28 protein-coding genes and 1 pseudogene are annotated in these 24,423 nt (G+C 53.9%); 19 read left to right on the plus strand and 10 right to left on the minus strand.

From position 1 onward, the window contains the following. Positions 1–61: 61 nt before the first annotated feature. The 3 genes from KKW20_RS14195 to fliK form a co-directional block, all read right to left on the minus strand. Positions 62–925 (minus strand): phosphotransferase, encoded by an 864-nt coding sequence (locus tag KKW20_RS14195; protein WP_214568564.1) that lies wholly within the window; start codon positions 923–925, stop codon positions 62–64. A gap of 73 nt (positions 926–998) precedes the next feature. Further along, positions 999–1,685 (minus strand): flagellar hook capping FlgD N-terminal domain-containing protein, encoded by a 687-nt coding sequence (locus KKW20_RS14200; RefSeq protein ID WP_425514279.1) that lies wholly within the window; start codon positions 1,683–1,685, stop codon positions 999–1,001. Between the two features lie 12 nt (positions 1,686–1,697). After that, positions 1,698–3,296: a flagellar hook-length control protein FliK gene (gene fliK / locus KKW20_RS14205; protein ID WP_214568566.1), complete on the minus strand. Its 1,599-nt coding sequence runs from the start codon at positions 3,294–3,296 to the stop codon at positions 1,698–1,700. 118 nt (positions 3,297–3,414) lie between these two features. Between fliK and KKW20_RS14210 the strand changes: the two genes are divergently transcribed. From KKW20_RS14210 to KKW20_RS14235, 6 genes are all read left to right on the plus strand, one after another. After that, the gene (locus KKW20_RS14210) at positions 3,415–3,729 is read left to right on the plus strand and encodes a rod-binding protein (protein ID WP_214568567.1); all 315 of its coding nucleotides are present in this window, start codon (positions 3,415–3,417) and stop codon (positions 3,727–3,729) included. After that, the gene (locus KKW20_RS14215) at positions 3,716–4,069 is read left to right on the plus strand and encodes a flagellar biosynthesis protein FlgN (RefSeq protein WP_214568568.1); all 354 of its coding nucleotides are present in this window, start codon (positions 3,716–3,718) and stop codon (positions 4,067–4,069) included. Before KKW20_RS14210 ends, KKW20_RS14215 begins: the two co-directional genes overlap by 14 nt. 224 nt (positions 4,070–4,293) lie before the next feature. Then, the gene (locus KKW20_RS14220; protein WP_214568569.1) at positions 4,294–5,631 is read left to right on the plus strand and encodes a flagellin; all 1,338 of its coding nucleotides are present in this window, start codon (positions 4,294–4,296) and stop codon (positions 5,629–5,631) included. Positions 5,632–5,711: 80 nt separating this feature from the next. Next, the gene (gene flaF, locus KKW20_RS14225; RefSeq protein WP_214568570.1) at positions 5,712–6,089 is read left to right on the plus strand and encodes a flagellar biosynthesis regulator FlaF; all 378 of its coding nucleotides are present in this window, start codon (positions 5,712–5,714) and stop codon (positions 6,087–6,089) included. Further along, on the plus strand, positions 6,086–6,490 hold the full coding sequence (gene flbT / locus KKW20_RS14230) for a flagellar biosynthesis repressor FlbT (RefSeq protein ID WP_214568571.1): 405 nt from the start codon (positions 6,086–6,088) through the stop codon (positions 6,488–6,490). Before flaF ends, flbT begins: the two co-directional genes overlap by 4 nt. Next, positions 6,487–7,287 carry a DUF1217 domain-containing protein gene (locus KKW20_RS14235; RefSeq protein WP_214568572.1) on the plus strand — a complete coding sequence of 267 codons (801 nt, stop codon included), beginning with the start codon at positions 6,487–6,489 and terminating at the stop codon, positions 7,285–7,287. Before flbT ends, KKW20_RS14235 begins: the two co-directional genes overlap by 4 nt. Here KKW20_RS14235 and KKW20_RS14240 read toward each other — a convergent pair. Then, positions 7,284–8,612: a FliI/YscN family ATPase gene (locus KKW20_RS14240; RefSeq protein WP_214568573.1), complete on the minus strand. Its 1,329-nt coding sequence runs from the start codon at positions 8,610–8,612 to the stop codon at positions 7,284–7,286. The genes KKW20_RS14235 and KKW20_RS14240 overlap by 4 nt on opposite strands. An 87-nt stretch (positions 8,613–8,699) precedes the next feature. On the opposite strand from KKW20_RS14240, the gene KKW20_RS14245 reads away from it, so the two are divergent. The 9 genes from KKW20_RS14245 to KKW20_RS14285 are packed head-to-tail and all read left to right on the plus strand — an operon-like array spanning position 8,700 to position 13,283. After that, positions 8,700–9,095: a FlgB family protein gene (locus KKW20_RS14245; protein WP_214568574.1), complete on the plus strand. Its 396-nt coding sequence runs from the start codon at positions 8,700–8,702 to the stop codon at positions 9,093–9,095. 10 nt (positions 9,096–9,105) lie between these two features. After that, positions 9,106–9,498, plus strand: coding sequence for a flagellar basal body rod protein FlgC (gene flgC / locus KKW20_RS14250; RefSeq protein WP_214568575.1), 393 nt, complete (start codon positions 9,106–9,108; stop codon positions 9,496–9,498). A gap of 11 nt (positions 9,499–9,509) precedes the next feature. Then, on the plus strand, positions 9,510–9,800 hold the full coding sequence (gene fliE / locus KKW20_RS14255; protein ID WP_214568576.1) for a flagellar hook-basal body complex protein FliE: 291 nt from the start codon (positions 9,510–9,512) through the stop codon (positions 9,798–9,800). Continuing rightward, positions 9,797–10,066: a flagellar biosynthetic protein FliQ gene (locus KKW20_RS14260; RefSeq protein ID WP_214568577.1), complete on the plus strand. Its 270-nt coding sequence runs from the start codon at positions 9,797–9,799 to the stop codon at positions 10,064–10,066. Before fliE ends, KKW20_RS14260 begins: the two co-directional genes overlap by 4 nt. A gap of 1 nt (position 10,067) precedes the next feature. Next, positions 10,068–10,787: a flagellar hook-basal body complex protein gene (locus KKW20_RS14265; RefSeq protein ID WP_214568578.1), complete on the plus strand. Its 720-nt coding sequence runs from the start codon at positions 10,068–10,070 to the stop codon at positions 10,785–10,787. Between the two features lie 10 nt (positions 10,788–10,797). Further along, a complete protein-coding gene (gene flgG / locus KKW20_RS14270) occupies positions 10,798–11,583 on the plus strand; it encodes a flagellar basal-body rod protein FlgG (RefSeq protein ID WP_214568579.1) in 786 nt (261 codons plus the stop codon). Further along, on the plus strand, positions 11,583–12,020 hold the full coding sequence (flgA, locus tag KKW20_RS14275; RefSeq protein WP_214568660.1) for a flagellar basal body P-ring formation chaperone FlgA: 438 nt from the start codon (positions 11,583–11,585) through the stop codon (positions 12,018–12,020). Before flgG ends, flgA begins: the two co-directional genes overlap by 1 nt. An 11-nt stretch (positions 12,021–12,031) precedes the next feature. Next, on the plus strand, positions 12,032–12,760 hold the full coding sequence (gene flgH, locus KKW20_RS14280; protein ID WP_214568580.1) for a flagellar basal body L-ring protein FlgH: 729 nt from the start codon (positions 12,032–12,034) through the stop codon (positions 12,758–12,760). Between the two features lie 13 nt (positions 12,761–12,773). Further along, positions 12,774–13,283 carry a flagellar basal body-associated FliL family protein gene (locus KKW20_RS14285; RefSeq protein ID WP_214568581.1) on the plus strand — a complete coding sequence of 170 codons (510 nt, stop codon included), beginning with the start codon at positions 12,774–12,776 and terminating at the stop codon, positions 13,281–13,283. 312 nt (positions 13,284–13,595) lie between these two features. On the opposite strand, the pseudogene KKW20_RS14290 reads toward KKW20_RS14285, so the two are convergent. The 6 genes and pseudogenes from KKW20_RS14290 to KKW20_RS14315 all read right to left on the minus strand — a co-directional run. Then, positions 13,596–13,832 (minus strand): annotated as a pseudogene (locus KKW20_RS14290) (transposase); the annotation flags it as partial. Positions 13,833–14,358: 526 nt separating this feature from the next. Further along, positions 14,359–15,462 (minus strand): flagellar basal body P-ring protein FlgI, encoded by a 1,104-nt coding sequence (locus KKW20_RS14295; RefSeq protein WP_214568582.1) that lies wholly within the window; start codon positions 15,460–15,462, stop codon positions 14,359–14,361. Further along, entirely contained in the window at positions 15,459–16,466 is a 1,008-nt protein-coding gene (locus KKW20_RS14300; RefSeq protein WP_214568583.1) for a flagellin, read from the minus strand. Before KKW20_RS14300 ends, KKW20_RS14295 begins: the two co-directional genes overlap by 4 nt. Positions 16,467–16,479: 13 nt before the next feature. Beyond that, the gene (flgK, locus tag KKW20_RS14305; protein ID WP_214568584.1) at positions 16,480–17,937 is read right to left on the minus strand and encodes a flagellar hook-associated protein FlgK; all 1,458 of its coding nucleotides are present in this window, start codon (positions 17,935–17,937) and stop codon (positions 16,480–16,482) included. A 28-nt stretch (positions 17,938–17,965) separates the two neighbouring features. Continuing rightward, positions 17,966–19,279 carry a flagellar hook protein FlgE gene (locus KKW20_RS14310; protein WP_214568585.1) on the minus strand — a complete coding sequence of 438 codons (1,314 nt, stop codon included), beginning with the start codon at positions 19,277–19,279 and terminating at the stop codon, positions 17,966–17,968. Positions 19,280–19,370: 91 nt separating this feature from the next. Continuing rightward, on the minus strand, positions 19,371–20,213 hold the full coding sequence (locus KKW20_RS14315; protein WP_214568586.1) for a flagellar motor protein MotB: 843 nt from the start codon (positions 20,211–20,213) through the stop codon (positions 19,371–19,373). A gap of 260 nt (positions 20,214–20,473) precedes the next feature. Between KKW20_RS14315 and KKW20_RS14320 the strand changes: the two genes are divergently transcribed. From KKW20_RS14320 to fahA, 4 genes are read left to right on the plus strand one after another with little or no spacing between them, the layout of a single operon-like run. Beyond that, positions 20,474–21,016, plus strand: a complete 543-nt coding sequence (locus KKW20_RS14320; protein WP_214568587.1) for a VOC family protein — start codon at positions 20,474–20,476, stop codon at positions 21,014–21,016. A 23-nt stretch (positions 21,017–21,039) separates the two neighbouring features. Next, positions 21,040–22,389: a homogentisate 1,2-dioxygenase gene (hmgA, locus tag KKW20_RS14325; protein ID WP_214568588.1), complete on the plus strand. Its 1,350-nt coding sequence runs from the start codon at positions 21,040–21,042 to the stop codon at positions 22,387–22,389. After that, entirely contained in the window at positions 22,389–23,033 is a 645-nt protein-coding gene (gene maiA, locus KKW20_RS14330) for a maleylacetoacetate isomerase (protein ID WP_214568589.1), read from the plus strand. The genes hmgA and maiA overlap by 1 nt, the downstream gene beginning before the upstream one ends. Before the next feature lie 41 nt (positions 23,034–23,074). Further along, positions 23,075–24,334 (plus strand): fumarylacetoacetase, encoded by a 1,260-nt coding sequence (gene fahA, locus KKW20_RS14335; protein WP_214568590.1) that lies wholly within the window; start codon positions 23,075–23,077, stop codon positions 24,332–24,334. Positions 24,335–24,423 lie beyond the last annotated feature (89 nt).

The raw sequence follows: 24,423 nt of genomic DNA on the forward strand, positions 1-24,423 counted from the left end.
CCGTGCGCGATACTTTCCACGTTCGGACCAACCAAGCATTTAAGATCTGGCCGAGAGTGCTTTAGGCTCTTGAAATTGCGCTCTGCTCAATCGGTGCCGCAGCCGCATGTGCCGCCGAACCGCGCGCACCTTTCCAGCGGCAATAAGCGGCCATGCGATAGTGAAAAATCGGAGCAAATGCCTGATATCGCTGGGCCACATCCGGTTGGTTGTAAGCATCGAAAAACCGGGAAATTTCGACCGCTGTCAAGGGACGGTGCCCATAAATGATCTGCATCGCAGGCGACAAAAAGATCGCAATATCCAAACACGGATCGCCGACTGCCGGGCATTGCCAGTCAATCAAGCGCAATCCATCATCGGTCTGAACCAAATTCCCCGGCACCACATCTCCATGCAGAAAAACGTTTTCCGCGATAGGTAAGTGACAGGCATCGGGCGGAAGAAATTGCTCGGCATCACTTGTGCGAGCAGGTTGCATCAAGTGGGTTTGCGCGATGACCCCTTGTGGCAACCTGGGGGCGACCGGTAGTCCTTCGGGGATTTTTTGGCGATGTAATTTGGCCAACAACTCCGCGACGGCCGTAACATCGCCACTCCATTGCGGGCCCGCCAAATAGCAATAAGCCACGCTTGGTCCAGCACTAGAGTGCAGCGAGGAGATCAGATCAGGCGCAAGACCATGCCCGGATAGCGCCTTCAGCGCCAGCACTTCGTGGTCGGGATGGTTTCCAAACAATGGCGAGAATTTGTTGGTGTGATACAACTTGCAGATCACATCATCGGTATTGTCGCGCACCCGCCAGACGGGATTGCTGTGCCCTCCCATTTGTCGGGTCCAACTGGCCGCATGAGAGATCACTCCAGCCTGCTCCCAAGCCGCTTTCAGGGCCTTCGGAGGCGCCATATCACAAGGATCGACCATCACGCCCCCAACCTGCCGGGTCTTGTCAAAAACTCAGCGGCAAACTAGGCGAGCCGGCGCTTGAAAACAAGTCTCAGCCCGCGTCGCGAAGTGATTTCACAGATGTCGCGTCCACCTTGGCCCCGCTTTCCAACACCAACCACAGCTTCCCGTCTTCTGAGCGGCTTTCGGTGACCTTTGAATAGTTTTCCACGGGATCCGTCGACAAGAATTTTCCGTTGCTTGAACTGATGATTTCAAAGCTGTAATTCCCCGAAGGCAGCGGCGTTCCATCACCGCCTACACCCGCCCATTGGATTGGGTCCGACGAGACCGGAATTCCGACTTGTTGCACAATTGTGCCCTCTGCATTTTTTACCACCAACTCAACTTTATCCGCTGTCGACGGCGGGGATGGCACCAAAGTCAAGGGGCTGCCATCAAAGTGCGCCGGGGAATCCACCCGTGCTTCCATCCCAACCCAGCCCGCAATATCGGATAGACCCATAAGGCCAAGCTGCGCCCCCAAGCCTTCAAGCAATTGATTGGTTTGCACTTGTTGCTCAACGCCTGAAAACGTGGCCAGTTGCATGGCCTGATCAGTCGCGTCCATGGGGTTAAGCGGATCTTGATTTTCCATTTGCACCGTCAACATGTTGAGAAATGTCTCAAAATCAGACGAAATCGCGGCGGCTGTGGTTTTGCCATTAACCTGCTGACCTGGCTGGGCGGCGGGCGCCGTTAACGCAGCAGGCAATTGCGGGGAAGTTGCTGTTGTCACCATAAGATATCCTTACAATCTAATATCCACACCGGATGTTCCTGTCATGGACATGCGCACCGGTGAGGGGGGGGCGTCTGAAGAAATCCCCGTTGGGTTCATATGTTGGTTTTCATGATCCGAATAGATCGGCGCATCATTGGATTGACCTCCGGCCTCAGAGCCGGATTGTTCAAACGAAAATGTCACCTCGCCGTACCCAATTTCACGCATTTCCTGCGCAAGTATCTCGATATGACGGCGCATGAGATCCATGGTTTCCGGACGCTCAACACTTACGGACACAGACATCGCTGATAAATCGCCTGTGAATGTTAGTCGCAATCGGCCCAATTCTTCCGGGCTCAGGGTGAGTTCAACCGGACGGTCAGGCATAGTCCGAGCGACATCCGCCAATTGTTGTGCAATGTGGCGCGGTAGCTCAGCACGAAGATGCGCCGAGACTTCAGCACGCCCGGTAAGCGAGTCAGCGGCGCGCATCTCAATCATTGCAATGTCAGACCCCAACTCGGCCTTGCTCGGATCCGATGTCGAAAGCTCTGTCGCTACCGACGTCACACCATCCTGCATCAAAGCCATCTCACTGGTTTCCGGCAGACGCCCCGTCACCGTAAAGTGGGCAGTTTCTTTGGTCGTCGTGTATTGCGAGGCAGTATCAGAGGTTGCTGTTGAGTGAGAAACTTCTGTTGTTTCAGTTGATTGCAAACCAGAAACAGCAGTAACCGATGTTTCAATTGGTGTGTTTTTTGACCCAAGGATTTTTTCAACACCGGCGCCCGTTGCCGATAACGGGCTGGGCCCCCCCTGTATCGTTTGTCCGTCGGAATTCGCAACGGGCCCGGCGCCAAATTCCTGTCTGAGAAGAGGCTCGGGCGCGACCTCCGTATTTGCTGCTGCGTTTGTGGCAAGGGACTGTGGGACTTGGGTGTTTCTAGTTTGGTCAGCCACAGGATTAGCCACCCACCCCTGGATCTTTTCAGCATGAGAGGCAGCGGCATGGAGCGATGCAGGCCCTTCTGATAAACGAGGGGCGGGCGATCTCATCGCTTCAGGGTCAGAAAGCGCTTTCCGCTCCCCCGCTTGATCGAGATCTTCGGTTGCTTCGCTCATTATCTGGGGCAGTGTGCCTGTGCGCCCGGCCTTTGGCGTTGCCTCTGTTCTCACACCATCCGCCCCGCCCTGAAATTCGCCTGATGCCACCTCTTTGATGGCGGCGGTGGTCGGCAGAATCCCTGCCTGTTCCGGACTGGCATCCACCCCTGGGGTTCCTGATTTAGCAATCTGCCCTGGGGTTTCTGATTCAGCAATTTGGGGGAGTATTTCGCCACTTGCGTCAATGGCCATAGTTTCGCCTGCGCCCCCCTTCATGGCACCCAAAGCCAGTTCCGGACCCACAGCGAAACTGGAATACGTCATTGCCGGAGAGGTGGTGGGCATCAACACGGCAACCTCACCCGGCGGGACGTCAGCTCCAGTGGGTTCTGTTGATGTTTCATCAAGCATTGCCACATCAAAGCTGCTCTCGCGCCCCTCTGATAGAGTGGGTTTTTGTTGGGTCGCGGTTGCGCCCTCTGTCGCCACAATTGGGCGAAGCTGTGTACCAAGCTGCATAGTTTTTTTCCCGGGTATTCTGACACCGATGAACTTCACTATCGCAGCACTTGGTTACCGGATCTTTACCGCTGGCAGGGATAACAGAGAAAATAGATCACATTTGAAAGGATAGGACATGGACCCAACGGCACAAACACTAGGACCCCGAATCCAAGATGCGACACGTCCAAATCTAACGGGGGCAAAGCCTTCGCCAGATGATCCATTGCGTCAGGCTGCGCAGGATCTGGAGGCTTCTTTTCTTGCAGAAATGCTAAAAGCTGCAGGCGCCGGACAAACGCGTGATGCCTTTGGTGGTGGTGCGGGAGAGGATCAGTTCAGTTCATTTTTGGTTCAGGCCCAGGCTGATGAAATGGTGAAATCTGGCGGCATCGGTTTGGCCGAATCGCTCTTTAATGCCCTGAAGGAGCGTGCGGATGGCGCTCTTTAATCTTCTTCCCGTGCCCGAAGCCCTGCGCGCTTTACTTGACCAAGAACGGCAATTGCTGCTGACGGGGAAAATCGAGGCCCTCACAAAAATTGCTCCCGAGAAAGAGCGGTTATTGAGCCACTTGGCGGGATCAACGGATGATGCCGGGCTGCTGGACCAGTTGCGACGCAAAGCGGATCGCAATCAGGAACTTCTTGTGGCGGTCAGTAAGGGAATTCGCGCAGTCTCGCGCCGGCTTGAACTGCTGCGCACGCAAAAAACGCAATTACGAACCTATGATTCGGTCGGGCAGAGCCAAAACCTGACACGGCGCAAATCCACTTTTGAAAAACGGTCGTAACTGACGGTCGGTCAATCACTTTTAGTTCAAATCTGACCTATCTTGAGATCCCAAGTTTAGACTTCCTTCAGTTTTTCATTGTCACCTAAACCCGCATTCCAGAGGGGGTGGCGCGGCAGGGACAACCCAAGATCCGCAGAGTTCAGAATGGCTCTTACAGACTGCCCAAAAGGCAGAATTTCAAAACCCGGTGCAAAGCGCCGAATGACTGAAGGAAAATTCTCATGTCCAGCATTCTGACGAACAACAGTGCAATGGTTGCACTGCAAACGTTGAAAAGCATCAACTCGAACATGGAAGGTGTCCAATCTCAAATCTCAACCGGTAAAAAAGTTGCTTCTGCCAAAGACAACTCTGCTGTTTGGGCCATTTCAAAAGTGATGGATTCGGATGTTAAAGGTTTTAAAGCCATCTCCGAATCTTTGTCCCTTGGTGAATCCAGTATTGCCGTGGCGCGTAACGCGTCTGAAACGGTGACTGACCTCCTGACAGAAATGAAGGGCAAAATTGTTGCCGCACAGGAAGAGAACGTCGATCGCGCTAAACTTCAAACCGATATCGTTGCACTTCGTGATCAGATCGGTTCGGTTGTTGGGGCCGCACAATTCAACGGTTTAAACCTGATTGACGGTTCCAGCACCGATGCAATGAATGTGCTGTCATCGTTGGATCGCGATGCTAACGGCAACGTCACGGCCTCGCACATCTCAGTTGATCGTCAAAACCTGTCGACCACAACTCCTGTGACCTCAGCAGCCTTCGGGACCACTGACTTGGCAGATGCAGCCGCGGCTGGCGCGCTCATTAAAGCATCATCAGGTACAGTTGTGCATGATGATACGGCCTTTAATCCGGCGTCTCCGACTACAACCATTGCGGACGCAGGATCCGAGACATTCACCATCGGTCAAGTAAGCGAAGGCAACAGCTATCAGATCATCTTGGATGATGTGAACGTCAATGTCACAGGCGGCGGCACGTCGTTGGGCCAACGTACTTTTGAATATGTTGCCAGTGCCTCTGATGGTACAGCTGACGTCGCGAAAAACCTGTCTGATCAGATCAGTGCCTTCTTTGGAGCCGCAACAGGCTCAGCTGAGGGTTACTCAGTTGCTCAGGGTACCGGTTCTAACGCCAATGAGTTTACCATCACCAACGCAACAGGCGGTGATGCCACCTCTATCAAAGTTGGCCTTCGTGCACAGACCGGTGGTACAGCGGGATCGTCCGCTTCATCTGGTGGTCTGGGTGCTTTGCAAAACATTGATGTGTCAAGCGACGCTGGTGCAACCGGCGCACTTGCGGCAATTGAAGGCCTAATCGGTCAGTCAATTGATGCTGCCGCTGAATTTGGTTCGGCACAAGGCCGCATTGAGACACAAAGCAGCTTCATTTCCTCGCTTTCAGACTCTCTGAAATCTGGGATTGGTGCAATGGTTGATGCCGATATGGAAGCAACCTCGGCACGCTTGCAAGCTTTGCAGGTGCAGCAACAGTTGGGCACACAGTCCCTGTCGATTGCCAATCAGGCACCACAGAACATTCTGTCGCTGTTCCGTTAAGGGACCTGATGGCGGGGCGCCAAAACGGCGTCCCCCTCACCTTCACTCCCTGATTTCAACGTTTAGCGGAAGGAAAACCCGTGAACGCTATGAACATGGCCAAAACGGCCTACACCACGTCTCAGTCCCCCATCCGGACCCCGAGAGGCGTAGAATACGAGGCCTTCGCCCGTATCACTCATCGTCTGAAATCCGCCGCCGCAAAAGGCCGCGTAGGATTTGGACAATTGGCCGAAGCGCTGCATGAAAACCGCCGCCTTTGGACCCTACTTGCCACAGACGTGGCCGCAGATGACAACGGACTTCCCCAAGATTTGCGAGCCCGGATTTTTTACCTTTGTGAATTCACCGGCGACTACAGTGGCAAAGTGCTGACAGACGGCGCAGATGTAAACGTGCTCGTAGAAATTAACACCGCCATAATGCGTGGCCTTAGACAAAAGGCGGAAGCAGTATGAGCGGTCTTGTCCTAAAACTCAGCCCCAAAGAACGGGTTCTGATCAACGGTGCCGTGATTGAAAACGGGGACCGCCGGTCGCGTTTATCTATCGTGACGCCAAACGCCAATATTCTAAGATTGCGCGACGCCATCCATCCAGAAGAGGTCAACACGCCAGTTCGTCGCGTCTGTTACATCGCGCAGCTTGTCTTGTCTGGGGATGTGGATCACGAAGAAGCCCGCATGCAGCTTTTGCGAGGCATCGAACAACTCAGTCAGGTGCTGACCGACCCAGACAGTCGCGATCACATGACCAAGGCGACTGAGGCTGTCACACAAGAGCAATATTATCAGGTGTTAAAATGCCTTCGCGCACTTTTACCCCGAGAGGAACGCCTGATGGCGGCACGTTTATCATGAACTATCAACCGGTCATTCCATTCGGCGGCATGGCCGGTTGGTCCTTTTTACAGCGCACCCAAAGTGCGCAAAAAGAAGCTTTCAACGCGTCCCCAGTGATGGAACGGGACGTGCAATATTACAAAGAAAATATCGACAAAGTGAGTTCAGCTGAGGAGTTGGTCGATGACTACCGCCTGCTTAAAGTCACTTTAGGTGCCTATGGATTAGATGCCGACATTGGCAACAAATTCTATATCAAAAAGGTGCTTGAAGACGGAACATTGGACAACGATGACCTGTCAAACAAACTGTCTGACAAACGCTATTTTGAGATGGCGCGAGATTTTGGTTTTGGTGACTTTGGCATCCCTGGAAACAAGCTCTCAGATTTTGGGGAAACCACCACTGACGCCTATCAAGAACGACAATTTGAAATTGCCGTGGGTGAACAGAGCCAAGAAATGCGTCTTTCGTTGTCATTAGAACGTGACCTAGGCGGTATTCTCGACAAATCCACCACTGACGAAGGGAAATGGTTCTCAGTCATGGGAAACCCGCCGCTGCGGCAAATTTTCGAAACGGCACTGGGCCTGCCAAGCACCTTTGCGACACTGGACCTGGACCAACAGCTTGATGTGTTTCGTGAAAAGTCTGAGACTTATTTTGGTGACAGCACTGTTGATCAGTTTTCCAATCCTGAAAAAATGGAAGAATTAAATCGCCTTTTTTTGGTTCGGTCTGAAATTGCCAATGGCACAGCATCCATGTCTGGTGGCACTATCGCATTGACGTTGCTGCAAAGCTTTAACCTTTAATCGGCGTCAGCCTTGGGTAGCATACAGTTTCCAAGACGCCGAAAACTGGCGTCCGTATTATCCCACTCATCCTCAGCCAAGAACGCATCCAGTTTTGGGTAGCATTCGATCGCAGCATCCACCATCTGGTCGCTTCCTGCCGCGTAAAGCCCAGCCTGAATCATCATTTCCGATTTAGCATAGGCCCCAAGCCGTTGGCGTGCCGCAGAAATCAACGCATTTTCTGCATCTGTCGCCGCACCCGGTAAGGCGCGCGAAACAGAGCGCAGCAAGTCAATGGCCGGAAAACGACCACGTTCTGCAATTTCACGATCCATCACCACATGCCCATCCAAAACACCGCGCAAAATATCCGCAACGGGTTCTTCCATATCAGACCCCGCGACCAACACCGAAAAAATCGCTGTTATGTCCCCGGCCGCGCCCGTTCCGGGGCCAGCTCGTTCACAAAGGGTAGTAATTTGTTGCGCAGTAGACGGTGGGTATCCCCGAAGTGAGCTGCCTTCGCCGGACGCAAGCGCGATCTCTCTATGCGCTTCGGCAAACCGTGTCACACTGTCCGCGAGAAACAATACATGTTGTCCCTTGTCGCGAAAATGCTCGGCAACGGTCATGGCCGCCCACCCGGCACGCCGCCGCACCAAAGGGGATTGATCAGAGGTCGCGGCAATAACAACGGCGCGCGCCATTCCTTCTTTGCCCAAAACACGCTCTACAAATTCACGCACCTCGCGACCACGTTCCCCAATCAGGGCAATCACAACTACATCCGCATGAACCCCACGCGCGAGCTTTGCCAGCAAAGTTGATTTTCCTACACCCGACCCGGCAAAAAGACCAATACGCTGACCACGAACAAGCGGCAAAAGCGTATTAAATACAGCAAGCCCCGTTTCCAACCGCCCACCCAGAGCGCGACGCTCAGTCGGGTTGATGGATGCGCCACGCAGCGAGCGTGCGGTGGCGCCCCGCATCACGGCGTGCCCATCCAACGCTTTTCCAAACGGGTCAATCACGCGGCCAATCCAACTGTCATCTGGTGCAATTTGCCCCGACCCGCGCAAGGCCACTTGCTCGCCAATGCGCAGACCTTCCACATCGCCATCGGGCAATACGGTCACGCAATCTTTGGTCAGGTTCAGGACCTCGCCCAAGCGAATCTGTCCCGCTGCGCCGATTTCGACAAGGTCACCTTGCGCTGCCACATGGGACAAACCGGCCACCTCAATGGTTCCGCGCCCGATCTCAACGATCCGCCCAATATCCGCAGTAGCGCGAACTGCGTCGACTTCTGCGGTGAGCTGCTCAAACCCGACAGGCTTCATGGCGGTCTCCTCATTTTTATCTCTGAAACCATTTCTAAAGGAATCAAGGTTAAGCCTTAGTTGAAGCCAATCGAGGGAGAAGCCCCGATGTTTGATAAAATTGAAATTTTCCGGATGAGCCAAGGGCTAGCAAAGCATGCCGCCGCTCGTCAATCAACCATTGCGCAGAATGTCGCAAATGCGGATACGCCGGGCTATCAAGCCCGCGATATCGCCTCTTTTGCTGAGACATATGAAACCAACGCTGATCATGGGGGCATGCGTGCCACCCGAGCCAAACATTTTGGCACCACGGCCGGGGGTTACACCGCCACAGCACCAGAAACCATCATTCGCCAAGGGGCAACCTCACCCAATGGAAACTCCGTTTCTCTTGAAAGTGAGATGATGGCAGCCGCAGAAGCCAAAAGCGATCACAACCTCGCGTTGGCCGTCTACAACACTTCCATGAACATTATGCGCGCCTCGATTGGGCGTCGGTAGGAGGTGATACATGAATGATTTGAAAGCCTCAATCGCCGCCGCAGCATCTGGCATGAAAAGCCAGGCATCTCGCCTGCGCCATGTTTCGGAAAACATCGCAAACGCTGACACGCCGGGGTATCGGCGCAAAATAGTCAGCTTTAATGAAACGGTCGAAGCAGGGCGTGCCACTGGGCTGGTTGAAACCGGCCGGCTGACCCTCGACCAGACGAAATTGCCCAGCGTGTACGACCCCTCGCACCCGATGGCCAATGAGAATGGCTACTACGACGGCTCGAATGTCGATCTGGTGGTCGAAATTGCTGACTCGCGCGAAGCGCAACGCAGCTATGAGGCGAACCTCAAAATGTTCGATCAGGCAAAGCAAATGTCTAAAAGCCTGCTCGATCTACTTCGCAGATAGGAGACACCAGAATGGATGTTAAATCCTCTATTGCGGCCCAAGGCTATGCAGCCACCCGTCCCGCGACACAGCCAAAGGCGCGTCCGGACGGACCGGCGGTGGATTTTGCTAAAACGGCAAATGACTTCGCCGCCACCATACAACAGGGCGAACAAACCGCGCTCGCGGCAATGTCGGGGAATGCAGATCCACATTCTTTGGTTCAGGCGTTGGCACAAACGGAACTCGCCGTGGAGACGGCAGTGACCATTCGTGACAAAGTCGTCGAGGCCTATCAGGAAATCCTGAGGATGCCAGTATGATGAATGACGTGATCTTTTTCGACACTTTGCGTGCCGGGCTTTGGAATGCGGTTTTGATTTCCATGCCGATCCTCACTGTGGCTTTGGTCGCGGGTGTGGTGGTGGGCCTATTCCAAGCGCTCACCTCAATTCAGGAAATGACGCTGACATTTGTCCCAAAACTGGCGGCGATCTTGACCGTATTTTGGGTGTCCATGAGTTACATGACCGAAACATTGACCGGCTTTTTTCAAAACCAGATCATCCCTTTGATTGCGGGGATCTGACATGGACAATATCGGCTATACCGCTCTCACCCGCCAGTCAGGCTTGATGCGTGAAATGCAAACCGTTGCGAACAACATCGCAAACAGTTCTACGACAGGCTATCGCCGAGAAGGTGTGATTTTTTCGGAGTATGTTCAACAGCTTGACAAAGGCGACGCCTCTCTTTCCATGGCCACAGCCAATGCTCGACTGATTGATCTGCAACAAGGGGCATTGACCCAAACCAATGGCAGTTTTGATCTGGCCATTGAAGGGGATGGTTTTTTCATGGTTGAGGGTGCCGACGGCCCCCTGCTCACCCGTGCAGGTGCATTTACCCCCTCTGCTGAGGGGGAGTTAACGACCGCCGATGGGTTGCGCCTTTTGGACGCCGGTGGTGCACCCGTTTTTGTTCCCCCGGATGCGGGATCCATCTCGGTCGCCGCAGACGGAACGATGTCAGCCGACGGGCGTCCGCTTACTCAAATCGGCCTTTATCTTCCAACTGATCCTAATGACTTGAAACACCGTGACGGGGTTCGTTTTGCGGCACCCGGAGGAACTGAGCCGGTCTTGGAAGGTGCCTCAATTCTGCAAGGATTTGTCGAAGGATCGAACGTCAATCCGGTTCAAGAAATCACCCGCATGATCGAAGTTCAGCGCAGTTATGAGCTGGGACAGATGTTCATGGAAAAAGAGGATGAGCGTATTCGTTCTGTCCTTCAAACCGTCGTGAAATAAGGAGGCCGCCATGCGTTCTTTACAAATCGCCGCCACCGGCATGCTCGCCCAGCAAATGCGGGTTGAAACCATTTCAAACAACCTCGCCAATATGAACACAACCGGTTACAACGCCCGCCGGGCCGAGTTTGCCGACCTGCATTACCAACAAGCCACACGCCCCGGCACAATCAATGCAGCCGACGGCACAATCATCCCAACGGGGGTTCAATTGGGTCTAGGGGTGCGCCCCTCATCCGTCACGATGATGGTTCAACAAGGCAGTCTTTCGCAAACAAACGGAGAATTGGATGTCGCGATTGAAGGCAAAGGCTATCTAGAAGTCACGCTTCCCAGCGGGGTCTCTGCGTATACCCGTGATGGTGCCTTAAAACTATCCCCCGACGGGCAAATCGTAAACTCAGACGGTTACCCAGTCGTACCAGACATCACCATCCCATCTGACGCGCGGTCGATTTCTATCAATGCCGAAGGAGAGGTTTACGCATATTTCAAGGATGTTGTAGAGCCTGAACTCATGGGGGCATTCACCCTGACCGGCTTCACCAACGAAAAGGGGCTCGAAGCGATTGGGTCAAATCTCTACTCCGAAACTGCTGCCTCCGGCGCACCGCTTACCTCCGCACCTGGTGAAAATGGCCTCGGAACCCTTCGTCAAAACTATCTCGAAAACAGTAGCGTAGACGCAGTGCGAGAGATCACAGAGCTGATTGAGGCCCAGCGAGGCTATGAAATGAACTCAAAAGTCATCACCGCATCCGACCAGATGTTGGCGGCAACCACGCAGGTACGATGATGGTACGGTTGGCTTTTCTGTTTCTCTTACTGTCCGCGACCTTTGCGTCAGCTGATATCGTTTTGGCAGCAAAAACGATGCGCGCGCACAGCTTGCTTACAGAAAACGATCTGACAGTCTCGGAGGGCGAGTTGCCCGGTGCATATGTTGCCATTGAGGAGCTGATTGGTCAGGAAACGAGGGTTGTCCTATACGCTGGCCGACCAATCAGAATCGACGATGTTGGCCCCCCCGCTTTGGTGGACCGCAATCAAATCGTCGTCTTGATATACTCCATCGGCGGCTTAAATATCGCAACCGAAGGCAGAGCGATGGCGCGTGGCGGTCTTGGCGATCGCATCCGTATCATGAACCTTTCCTCTCGTAGCACAGTTAATGGCACCATTCAGGCCGATGGAACCGTTTCGGTCGCGCCCCCCCAAATTCCCGGCTCATAAAGGATCTATAAATGCGCCTGTCTGTTATTGTCTTACTTTTGATCGTCACGGTGTCGGGTTGCTCCCGGCTTGAAAATGTTGGGAAGGCGCCAGCTTTGTCGCCAGTCGAAATCAACCAAGAGCACCATGCCATGACTACGGCTGCCTTACCTGTGAAGCCACTAAACCAAAGCTCGTCCTCACGCGCATCCACTTGGAGCCGGGGGCGACAATCGCTATTAGGGGACCGTCGCGCCCAACAGTCCGGCGATATTTTAACCGTGGTTATCGAAATTAACGACCGCGCAGAATTTTCCAACAGCTCGACCCGATCGCGTGACGGTTCTGAAACAATGGCGGTGCCGTCTCTTCTTGGCATTCCGCAAAAGATCAACGAAGCCCTTCCGTCAGGCGCCACCACTGATCCCGCAGTGGAATTCAACTCCAAAAGCTCTTCAACAGGCAGTGGATCGGTACGTCGCAACGAAAAACTGGAATTGCGTGTCGCCGCCACCGTGCTTGGAACCCTCCCAAACGGTGTTCTGCAAATCCAAGGATCACAAGAGGTCCGCGTGAATTTTGAATTGCGCGAGCTGCTTGTCACTGGATTTGTGCGTCCAGAGGATATCTCACGCCAAAACGAAATTGCCTATGACAAGATTGCCTCCGCACGCATTTCATATGGTGGTAGAGGAATCATTTCCGACGTTCAACAACCACGTATCGGCCAACAAGTCGCCGACGTAATCCTTCCGTTTTGACCAGGAGAAAACAATGGGAAAAATCCTTCCAATTCTACTGGCATTGATCGGCTTAGGCGGAGGCGTGGGTGCTGGGTTGATGTTACGCCCCCCCCCTGAAGTGGTCGAAATCAACCCTTGCGGCGACCCGAACGCAATTGCAGAAGCCAGCCATACGACCAAACCTGCGACTGTGGAGCCCGAGGAAGAGGGGGCTCCTACCAGCGATTTTGTGAAAATGAACAACCAATTTGTAATCCCGGTCGTTGGAGACGGGCAGGTTCGATCTTTGGTCGTGGTATCTCTGAGCCTAGAGATTGCCTTGGGTGGTAGCGAAGAGTTTTATCAACGCGAACCCAAACTAAGGGACGCGTTTTTGCAAGAGCTTTTCAATCATGCTAACCTTGGAGGGTTTGATGGTGTCTTTACGGATTCAGTTCGACTATCAAGCCTTCGTATGGCTTTAGAAGAAGTTGCCAGCAAAATTATGACCGTTGAAGTGATGGATGTATTGGTTACGGATATCGTACGCCAAGACATCTAAGCTAGCAGTTCACTCCTTGCGCAGCGTCCGCCACTTTGAGAAATCTGAGTGGCGGTTTCCAGTTGCACGATGTGATTGTTAAAATGAAGCCTACCGCGAACACAGGTGCCGGTATTACGGTGAACCCTCCAACTCAGATATTAAGCGACGTTCGTATCCGTGCGTGGATTTCGTCAGTCTGCTTCAGGCCCATAGTAAGTCTCCTTTTTTGCCGTAATTGCGATCAAAGGAGCGGCCTCAAACCGCAATAGTGAACCGCCCCGGTTTTCCCGGAGACTGTTTAGTTCTTCTCAAGCGACTTTATCGAATGTGTTCAAGTGCCTTGATCCGATCCCGTTCGGCGGTCGTCACACCATCACGCCGGCCGCTGTCAGTCTCAGCCCGCCGGACCCAGGCCCTGAGCGTGTCAGGCCCACAGCCGATCTTTGGCGCAATTGATTTGATCGCAGCAGATTGACTACCAAACTCACCCTGATGCTCGAACACCATCCGCACAGCACGTTCGCGCACTTCAGGTGAATATCTGTTTCCACATTTGTTCTTTTCCATAACCCAGTATCCTTACTTCTGGGTCTCCGGCAAACAAGGGGCGGTTCAGTTCGACGAACCATATTACCCGACAACCCGCATTTTCTGCCGCCTTCTAGGTTGTCCTCCGAGCGGTTAGCACAACGGCATTGCCCAACCCTTCAGGCCCCTCATTGATACCAAATATCGACCTCTCCCAGCGACCCCAACTATCCTACTGCCATTATTCGACGGTTGGCGCTGAGGCGTTTGATAGAACCGTTTTGCTGATACTTATCCTCGGACCTATGGTCGACGAAGGGCACACGAGATAGGAATACCTTCCTCACCATAAGGCCTGCTGAAACTATACGCATTTTCAGGGGGCGACTAGATTTTCCACGACTTACGCTTAATTTCTCATAAAACTGTCCACAGATGCTGTGCTGTGGAAAGCCGGTATTGAAGCGTTTTCCGCCGATGAACGCACTGATTTCAGCCGTTCAGCAGCATCAAGGGAATTGCCCCTTGCCCCAACGAAATACTGGGGGGGATTAGCCATTTTAGCTTAGCGCACTACGAAATCCGCATGAAGTGCTCCGGCGGCTTTTATGCTCTTGAGAATATCAATCATGTCTCGTGGGGAAACTCCCAAGGCGTTCAAACCTGCGATCACCTCGGATAAGGAGGTGCTTCCATCAACCTCGGCCAGTCCAGTTCCAGGTTCCTCTTGGATTTGGGCATCCGTCCTAGGAACAACAATAGCTTGCCCGTCGGTAAACGGGTTAGGTTGAACAACCAGCGGCTTTTCTTGAATACGCAGTGTCAGATTGCCCTGCGACACCGCCACGCGACTGATCCTCACATCTTCGCCCATAACGATCGTCCCAGATCGCTGATCCACGACAACCCGCGCCTTGCGCTCAGGAACCACACGCAAGTTTTCAATATCACCCAATGCATGCGCAGGAGACAATGCTTTGGTCGCACCGATATCAACCAGCACGGTTCCGCTATCCAGCATTCTGGAAACCGTATGTCCGTAGTTTTTGTTGATGGCCACTTCGATGCGCTCAGCCGTAGTGAAATCAGGGGTCCGAAGCGCCAACCGGATAGATTTCAGCTTGGTAAAGTCAAAATCCAACTCCCGCTCAACACGGGCACCAGCAGGAATAACGCCACTTGTCGGAACCCCCTGAACCACACTGGCACCATCACCTTGAGCAGAGGCTCCCCCTGCAATAACAGTCCCTTGGCTTACAGCATAGATCTCGCCGTCAGCGGCATTAAGTGGGGTCATAATCAGCGTCCCACCCAATAGACTTTTAGCATCCCCAATTGCGGATACTGTCACATCAATTTTTGATCCAGATCGCGAAAAAGGCGGAAGGGTCGCGGTCACAAAAACCGCTGCCACATTCTTTGGGCGAAATTGCTCACCCGTGATATTAACACCAAGTCGCTCGAGAATGTTCGACATAATGTCTTCGGTGAACGGCGCATTTCTGATCCCATCCCCGGTGCCATTCAGCCCCACAACAAGGCCGTAACCAATCAGGTCATTGCCGCGAACTCCATCAAATTCAACCAAGTCTTTGATCCGGATTGTGCTGGCCTGCGCCGGCAGCGTAAAAAGAAGCAAGAGGGTTAGCGCAGCGAGAAATTTTTTCATCTCATATAATCCGTAAATTTGAGTTGCGACATACGGGCGGTCACGGTGTAGAGGCTTTCCAGCTGGCCATACGCAGCCTGCAGTTCGGTTGCAGTGTCATAAGGGTCCGCCGCAATAAGCTCATTTCGCGAAATCTCGAGGGCTGATTTTTCAGCTTCATTTCGCGTAGACACGTTTTCAATTCTTGCCTCCAACGCCCCGACATTCGCACGCGCTAGGGTAAAGCTATCGTTTGCAGTCAACAGACCTTCACCCGCCGCTTTCGTTAGCAAAAGTTGTTCGTCAATTCGCCCATCCAATGCGCCATCAGCCATCACTGCACTTTTAGCGATCGCTTTCAAAACATCTCGAATTTCTTGATTGTCGGCTTGCATATCCAATTCAGCAGTTTCGCCATTACCCAAGCGAATTGGTCCCGCGGGGTTATCAGATCCCAGATATCCAACAGTCTCAAACCCTCCGCCCGGATCATCAAACCACGCATCAATGCGCGCAGACACACCCGCAGCCGTAGTTTCACCTGCTATTTCAACCTTTAGGGCTGCAAGCATATCTTCGCCCTTTGCCAAAGCTGGCCGGTCTGTTGCTGCACCCGAAAAAAGGCTACGGCCCATTACATTGGTGTTCAGATGTGAAACTGTTGCTAAGAACTTCTGTTCGGCATCATGGGCAGTTGCCTTGATAAGGGTCGCTCCTCTTGAGCTTGTGGCGCTAAGCAGGCCTGACGACAGTTCCTGGCTTTGTGTTTGGATCGCACCAAGCGATTGCTGCATTGCGCTTGCGGCGGTTGACGCCTCATCTGTCGCAAGCTTGTAGGATTCCAGAGTTTTCAAACTATGTTCAATGCCAGCAATGGGACCAAAATCCCCCGAAACTGCTGCGCCGATGTTCGTTTTGATCCCTGTCGTCAGCTCCACTCCAAGTCGGGACATGTCCGATTTCAAGCGAGCGCTCATTGTACGGGAGTGGAACGCGCTGGCCATATCTCCAAAAGTTGCAAACATCGCGAATCCTCCCTTAAATGTTCAAAATGGTTTGGATCATTTCATCCGCAGAGGTGATCACCCTTGCGTTTGCGGCATATGCTTGCTCGATCAACATCAATTTTTGCATTTCCGCATCAGTATCGACGCCCTGGGACATCTCCAGCTGTTTCAGCGTTTCATTTTGGGACATTGAAAAACTTTTCTGGGTTTCTGCCGCAGACAAATCCGCACTAATCGTGGATAAAAGGTCTGCCGCCAGACCCGCAGAGCTTCGCGCCGCGACAGAAAAGCCGCCAGATGCGGGCGTACGGGCGGCAGTCATTGCATCCACAAGGTCGTTGATGAGGTTGCTGTTGCCAACTTCCCCTGGAACTGCAGCACCCAAACCATCACGGATGTGCCATACTGCTCCACCTTGTGCCGGATCAACGGACGCATTCACGGACAGTCGCGTCGATAAGGCAACCTCATTCAGCGGATCGAACGCCGCACCTGCATCCGTGAACAAACCGGCAGCCCCCGGCGCACGCGTTGCATCCAATGCAGGGTCTTGAAACCGCTCTACAAGATCGCGAGCATAGCCATCGAGACGGACCTGTGCTTCAGGTGCCAACTGATCGCGGACTTCAAACTCACCCGCCAATGACCCACCGCGAATTGGGCTTCGGTCACCTTCGGTCCGCATGGGTTGCCCGTTCATCGTCAGACCTGACAATGCACCGCTTGCCAATGTCATCTCTGGCACAATGGTATTTACTGGCGAGAACTCAAATTCCGCGGCTTTTCCATCTAGAACAATCGCGCCTCCGGTCGTCATCAGCGCCACCATTCCATTGTCTCTTGGCAGTTGTTTCATCGGCAGGATGGACGACATTTGGTCAATGGTTTTTTGCCTGAGATCCATCAACCCGGAAGGGTCCACACCGCGGGTTGCAGCCTCTTGGATTTTGGAATTCAGTTGCTCAACCTGCTTGAGACCGATGTTTAACTTATCGACTTGTTGTCCAATATTCTGGTCCGCATCAATACGTGCTTGCTGGATGTTTTTGGAGGTCGTTTTCAAGTGTGAAACGACGCTATTAGCCGCATCATTCACTGCGGAAAGCCGCGCTTCACTGTCAGGTTGCGAAGCGGCCCCAATCAGCGCGCTTTCGAAATTTGCAATACGTCCGGACAAAGAACCCGCCTTATCCGGGGTGCCAATCACTCCCTCAAGGTCGCTTAAGAATTGCGATTTCGTGCTGTCATATCCGACGGCCGCATCGGTCAATCTACGATCACCAATAAGGATGTCATCGGCCTGACGCCGCACGCCTTCAACAAAGACGCCCGATCCGGCCCCGTCAAGGGACCGCGATGACAACTCTAGTGACCGGCTTGCGTAACCTTCGGTCATGGCGTTCGCCACATTGGACGACACGATGTTGACCGCCCGAGAAGCCGCATTCAACCCGGAGAGGGCGTTGTGCATTGAACTGGCAATACTCATATCTCAACCTCCATTACCCACCCGGAAGTTAGCGTTTGATGTTGGTTGTTTCCTGCAACATCTCGTCAACAGTTTGGATCACTTTCGCATTAGAGCTATAGGCTCGTTGCGTTTGGATCAGCGCGGTCAACTCGCCCGCCACATCCGTGGTGGACCCTTCCCGCGCAAAGCCAATCACCTCACCGGTTGGTCCGTCCCCAGCATCCCACATAAAGAAGGACCCAGATTGCGGCGAAACCTGATAAGCTTGGTTTGAAAGAGATCGCAGACCATTCGGGTTCGGAATATCGACCAGCGGCACCTGATAGATGGTACGCGTAAACCCAGTGTCATATGTTGCTTTGATGTACCCGTGCTCATCAATTTCGACAGCCGTAAGGTTGCCCACAGGTGAGCCATCTTTGGTGATAGATGTCGGGGCGAAACTGTCTGATAATTGTGTCAGCCCATTTGGGTCGCCAATCTTGCCAATGGTCAGCGTCATCGGCCCACCATCAACAGTCAGCGCAAGTTCACCCGTCGCTGCATCATAGGTGCCACCGGACACCGGCGTGACCGATGCGAGTGTGCCGCCATCAGCGCGGCTGTCATCAAAGGTAAGCGTATATTCGCCAATCAAGTTCCCACCACCGGCGCTGTCCCGGATTTCCATCGTCCAAGTATTGGAAGGGGCTGTGCCCGTCGCTGGAACGGTCGGCATAAACGAGAAATCGAGTGTTTCCGATGTGCCAAGGTTGCCGAAATATTCAACCGACAGCGGCAAGGTGTCGCCCGTCGCACCAACCTCTGTATCAACGGCGGGGAGGTTTACGCCCAATTTCAATCGTGTCGTTGGATCCCCCGCGGTTTGGTTTGCATTAATCACAACGGGTTCTAACCCTGCGCCACTGTCACGCGGAAAGGTTCCCACATTGCCATCCGCGTCCGCCGGCCAGCCCAACAGCACAAGTCCGGTCTCCGTTTTCAACACACCTTCGCTGTCGGTTCGAAACGATCCTGTCGTGGTCATCATCATCGGGCGTTCACCCGAGCCGGATCCCAAGAACACCTCTTGTGTAACAGGCAACATGCCGCGCCCGCCGATGGCGATGTCCAACGGATTTTCGGTGGAAATCAAGGGGCCGTGTTCATCAATCATCCTCTGCGTGGACACCCGAACGCCGCCTGCGGAATAAGACCCGGAACCGGCGGTACCGCCAATAACCATGCTTTGAAAATCTGCGGTTGCGCGCTTGTATCCGAACGTTGATGAGTTCGCGATATTATCCGAAATCGTAGCGAGTTTGGTTGCGTTAGCATTCAACCCGGCCACGCCGGCACTCAGCGAGGAGGAAATGGTCATGGTGCGCCTTTCTGCTGCATCAAGTATTTTCAATTTAGGACTTTAGCCGCAGACCCCTTAACAGGCGCCTAACAGCTAAAATCCTAAGTGTTTACTTGTGCGGCTTGCGCAGAAGGATCAGTGCAATACGGTTATTACGCAGGGCCATCGGATTGCGGGCGGCGGGTTTTCGATCAGCGTGGCCGGTCACGCGCTGAATGCGCGCTTGATCCAATCCGTGTTTTTCCAGAAGTTCACGCATCACATCCGCCCGATCGCCGGACAGATCCCAAGCGGTGTTTTCGGCGACCACCACTGGTTGCGCCCGGACATGCCCTTCAACGGCCACACCATTTTTGACGATCACAAAGGTACGCGCCATGAGGCCAGCCAACTCGACCATTACAGGCGTCGGGACATTGGTGCCTTTTTCAAACAAAGGTTCCCCTTCGATATCAAACAGCTCAATCAACAACCCTTCATCAGTGACGCGGGTGACGATATGGCGGCGCGTCTCGTCGCTGGCCATGCTTTCGCCGCTGCGCCCCATCAGCATTTCTTCGACTTTCTCCAGCTGCTGTGTCGCATCGACGCTTTCGTCCGCGATGCGCCCGCCGGTGTGTTCACCTTCGTTATCCTCGGTCGGATTGCGTGGCAAACCACCATTGCCCGATTGGGCCAGCGTTTCTTCTGTAAAGATGCTGTCGCCGCCAAAGGATCCGGCACCACCGCCAGACACCCGGTTGATCGGGATCGTCGGGCTAAAGTAATCCGCAATCCCTTTGCGTTGCTTTTCAGTTGTTGCATTTAACAGCCACATCAACAGAAAGAAGGCCATCATGGCGGTCACAAAGTCGGCGTAAGCCACTTTCCAAGCACCACCGTGGTGACCATCGCCACCACCCTTTTTGATCTTCTTAATGATGACAACTGGCGCAGGTCCATTAGCGCTCATCCCACCACCTCATTAATATTCACCCATGGGAATGAATATCAGACAGGCGTTTACACCCACTTAACCGTTCAAATTGTCGGGAAAGATCACAAAACAGACCACGCGGGCAGTTTTTCTTGACTTCGTTGCATGTGCAACGATATTAATTAACAGCGAAATGATTTACCCGGAGGCCCCCACATTTGGTCCGTACCGTTGGTCACCGGCCGAGACCCATGACGGCCTGAACGGGCTTGTGAAGCTGCAAGAGGAATATTCAAATGAAAATCGAACAGATCCACCACGTCGCCTATCGCTGTAAAGATGCCAAAGAAACCGTAGAGTGGTATAACGAGATGCTGAATATGGATTTCGTCTTGGCCATCGCCGAAGACAAAGTCCCGTCCACGCACGAGCCTGACCCCTATATGCACATCTTCATGGATGCCGGGAATGGCAACGTGCTGGCGTTTTTTGAACTGCCCACCAAGCCGGAAATGGGCCGCGATCCGAACACGCCGATCTGGGTGCAGCATATCGCCTTTAAGGTCAAAGACCGTGACACGCTGATCGAATTCAAAGAGCATCTTGAGGGTAAAGGCGTTGAGGTTCTTGGCGTCACGGACCACTCGCTTTTCCATTCGATCTATTTCTTTGATCCAAACGGCCACCGTGTTGAACTGGCCTGTCCAGATCCCGAAGAAGAGGCCATGCTGAAACGTATGGATGCTGTAAAGTGGGACATGCTGCAGGAATGGTCCGAAACCAAACGGGCACCAAAACACGCCGACTGGCTGCACGCCAAAGAATTGAACAAAAGCTAAACTTACCTCTGGGGAAACGCGCGATGAACACCCAAACGACCCGCAAGATCACAACTGATCTGCGCTCTAACGGCCTGGCGCCGGGTTATATGCCCGGCTGGGCCAATGATTTTGAAACCGAAGCACTGGGCGGTGCTTTGCCGCAAGGCCAAAACAGCCCCCAGCGCTGTAATTATGGTCTTTACGGCGAGCAACTGTCTGGAACCGCTTTCACTGCGAATCCGCCTGAACGCACATGGTGTTACCGGATCCGCCCTTCGGTGAAGCATTCGGCCCGTTACACCAAAATCGACATGCCCTATTGGAAATCAGCACCTTGCGTTGACCCCGATGTCGTCTCGCTTGGGCAATACCGTTGGGATCCGATTGAGACCCAAAAGGGCCTGAACTGGATCACGGGTATGCGCACCGTGACCACGGCGGGGGATGTGAACACGCAGGTCGGCATGGCCACCCATGTCTATCTGGTCACCGAATCCATGGTGGATGATTACTTCTTTTCCGCCGACAGCGAGCTGTTGGTGATCCCACAAGAAGGGCGCCTGCGGTTTTACACCGAACTGGGCATCATCGACCTTGAGCCAAAAGAAATCGGCATCATCCCGCGTGGGCTGGTTTACCGGGTTGAATTGATCGGCGAGGCCGCGCGCGGCTTTGTTTGCGAGAATTACGGGCAAAAATTTGAGCTTCCGGGTCGTGGTCCAATCGGCGCAAACTGTCTGGCCAACCCGCGCGATTTCAAAGCGCCCGTTGCGGCCTTTGAAGACCGCGAAGTGCCCTCGACCATCACCATCAAATGGTGTGGACAATTCCATAAGACTGAAATCGGGCAATCGCCGCTGGATGTGGTTGCGTGGCACGGTAACTACGCGCCTTATAAATACGACTTGCGCAATTACTGCCCGGTTGGCGCAATCCTGTTTGACCACCCGGACCCCTCGATCTTTACCGTTCTAACCGCACCGTCTGGTGTGCCGGGCACGGCGAATATCGACTTTGTTCTGTTCCGTGAACGTTGGATGGTAATGGAAGATACCTTCCGCCCGCCGTGGTATCACAAGAACATTATGTCCGAGCTGATGGGCAATATTTACGGCGAATATGATGCCAAACCGCAGGGCTTTGTCCCCGGTGGCATCTCGCTGCACAATATGATGATCCCGCACGGACCAGACAAAGATGCGTTTGAAAAGGCATCGACCTCTGATCTCAAACCCCAAAAGCTCGATAACACGATGAGCTTCATGATCGAAACGCGGTTCCCGCAGCATCTGACCGAATTTGCCGCGAAAGAAGCCCCGCTTCAGGACACTTACATCGATTGCTGGGATGACATTGAGAAGAAGTTCGACGGGACGCCGGGGAAGAAATAATGGCATTAAAGCTTTATACCTATTGGCGCTCCACCGCCGCCTACCGGGTTCGCATTGCGCTGAACTTAAAGGGGATTGAGGTAGAACAGACCTCGGTTCACCTTGTGAAAGATGGCGGAGAGCAGCATTCGGCAGAGTATGTCGCCAAAAACCCAACCCATCTGGTGCCATCCCTGGAGCTGGAGGATGGGACGGTTCTGGCGCAATCGCTTGCGATCATTGACTACCTTGAGACGCTGCAGCCCGATCCCGCGTTGCTGCCCAAAGACCCTGTGTTGCGCGCGAAAGTTCTGGCCGCCGCTCATGTGGTTGCGATGGACATCCACCCGGTGAACAACCTGCGTGTTGCGGCCCATCTTGGGGCCACATTTGGCGCCACGCCCGAGGATAAACAAGCGTGGATGTGTCACTGGATGACCGTCGGATTCGAAGCTCTCGAACAAATGGTGCGGCAAGACACAAAATTCGCCTTTGGCGACACACCGTCGCTGGCGGACATCTGTCTGGTGGCGCAATATTACAACGCACGGCGCTGGGGTCTGGATCTGACGCCCTACCCTCGCCTGACCGAAATCGAACAAACCTGCCTCGCGGTGCCGGCCTTTGCCAACGCCGCCCCCGAGGTTCAATTTGACGCCCAATAAGGGTTCAGTAGACGCCCAATAAGGGTGAAGTGAGGACACATATGTCGCAATTAAAGAAATCCTGGGTCGAGAGCGCGAACTCGCCCAACACCCCCTTCCCTTTGAACAACCTGCCCTACGGCGTGTTTTCAGTGGGCGAGGATGAACCGCGCTGTGGCGTGGCCATTGGGGATATGATCCTTGATGTGGCCGCCGCCGAGGAACTGGGCCTGATTGAAATCAGCGATGATCCGGTCTTTGACGTGCCGTTCTGGAACGAGCTGATGGAACTCGGCTCGGACGCATGGGCCGCATTGCGCGCGCGTTTGGTGCAATTGCTGGCAGAAGGCGCAAGCGAACGTGCCGCCGTGGAACCCCTTTTGGTGGCCCACACGGATGCCGACCTGCATATGCCGTTCCTCGTCTCGGAATACACCGACTTCTACGCCGGTCGTCAGCACGCGGCCAACATGGGCGCAATTCTGCGCGGCTCCCCCGATCTGCCCGCCAACTGGCTGCACATCCCGATCGGTTACAACGGCCGTGCCAGCTCGGTTGTGGTGTCCGGCACCGACATCCATCGCCCCAACGGTCAGCGCAAAGCGCCCGACGCCGAGATGCCCAGCTTTGGCCCCTCGGCCCGGTTGGATATCGAGTTGGAAATGGGCGCCATCGTCGGCAAGCCTTCTGCCTTTGGCCAGCCGATCACCGTGGACGAAGCGGATGATATGATCTTTGGTTACGTGCTTTTGAACGACTGGTCCGCGCGCGACATTCAGGGCTGGGAATACCAACCGCTTGGCCCGTTTCAGGGCAAAGCGTTCGGCACGTCAATCAGCCCCTGGATCGTGACCGCGAGCGCACTGGAAGCGTTCCGCGCGCCTACACCGGAGCGTGAAAAGGAACTGCTGCCCTATCTCGATGGATCAAAAGACGGGCTTTATGACATTGAACTTCAGGTGCTGATGCAGCCTGAAGGAGCCGCGAAAGCCAGCGTTGTGGGGGAAACCAACTACACCCGCATGTATTACTCGGCCGCTGAACAGCTCTGCCACCACGCCATCGGCGGGTGCGCGATGAATGTCGGCGATCTTCTGGGATCCGGCACCATTTCTGGCCCCACCAAAACCGAATACGGATCCTTGATGGAAATGAGCTGGGCAGGCCGCGAACCCTTCACGCTCGACACAGGCGAAACCCGCACCTTTATCGAGGACGGCGACACGTTGACCCTGCGCGGCGCGGCCAAAGGGGATGGTTTCCAAATCGGCTTCGGCGATTGCACCGGAAAAATCCTGCCCGCAATCAACTGGCCCAAATAATCCCCCGGCGCGGGTAAAACCCCAACCTCGCCGGGCCAAAAACAACCCATTCCGGCAGATGATGCTGATCAAACACACCCGGGCAGAAT

It is taken from the genome of Aliiroseovarius lamellibrachiae, from assembly GCF_018599245.1.
GTDB classification, from domain to species: Bacteria; Pseudomonadota; Alphaproteobacteria; order Rhodobacterales; family Rhodobacteraceae; genus Aliiroseovarius; species Aliiroseovarius lamellibrachiae.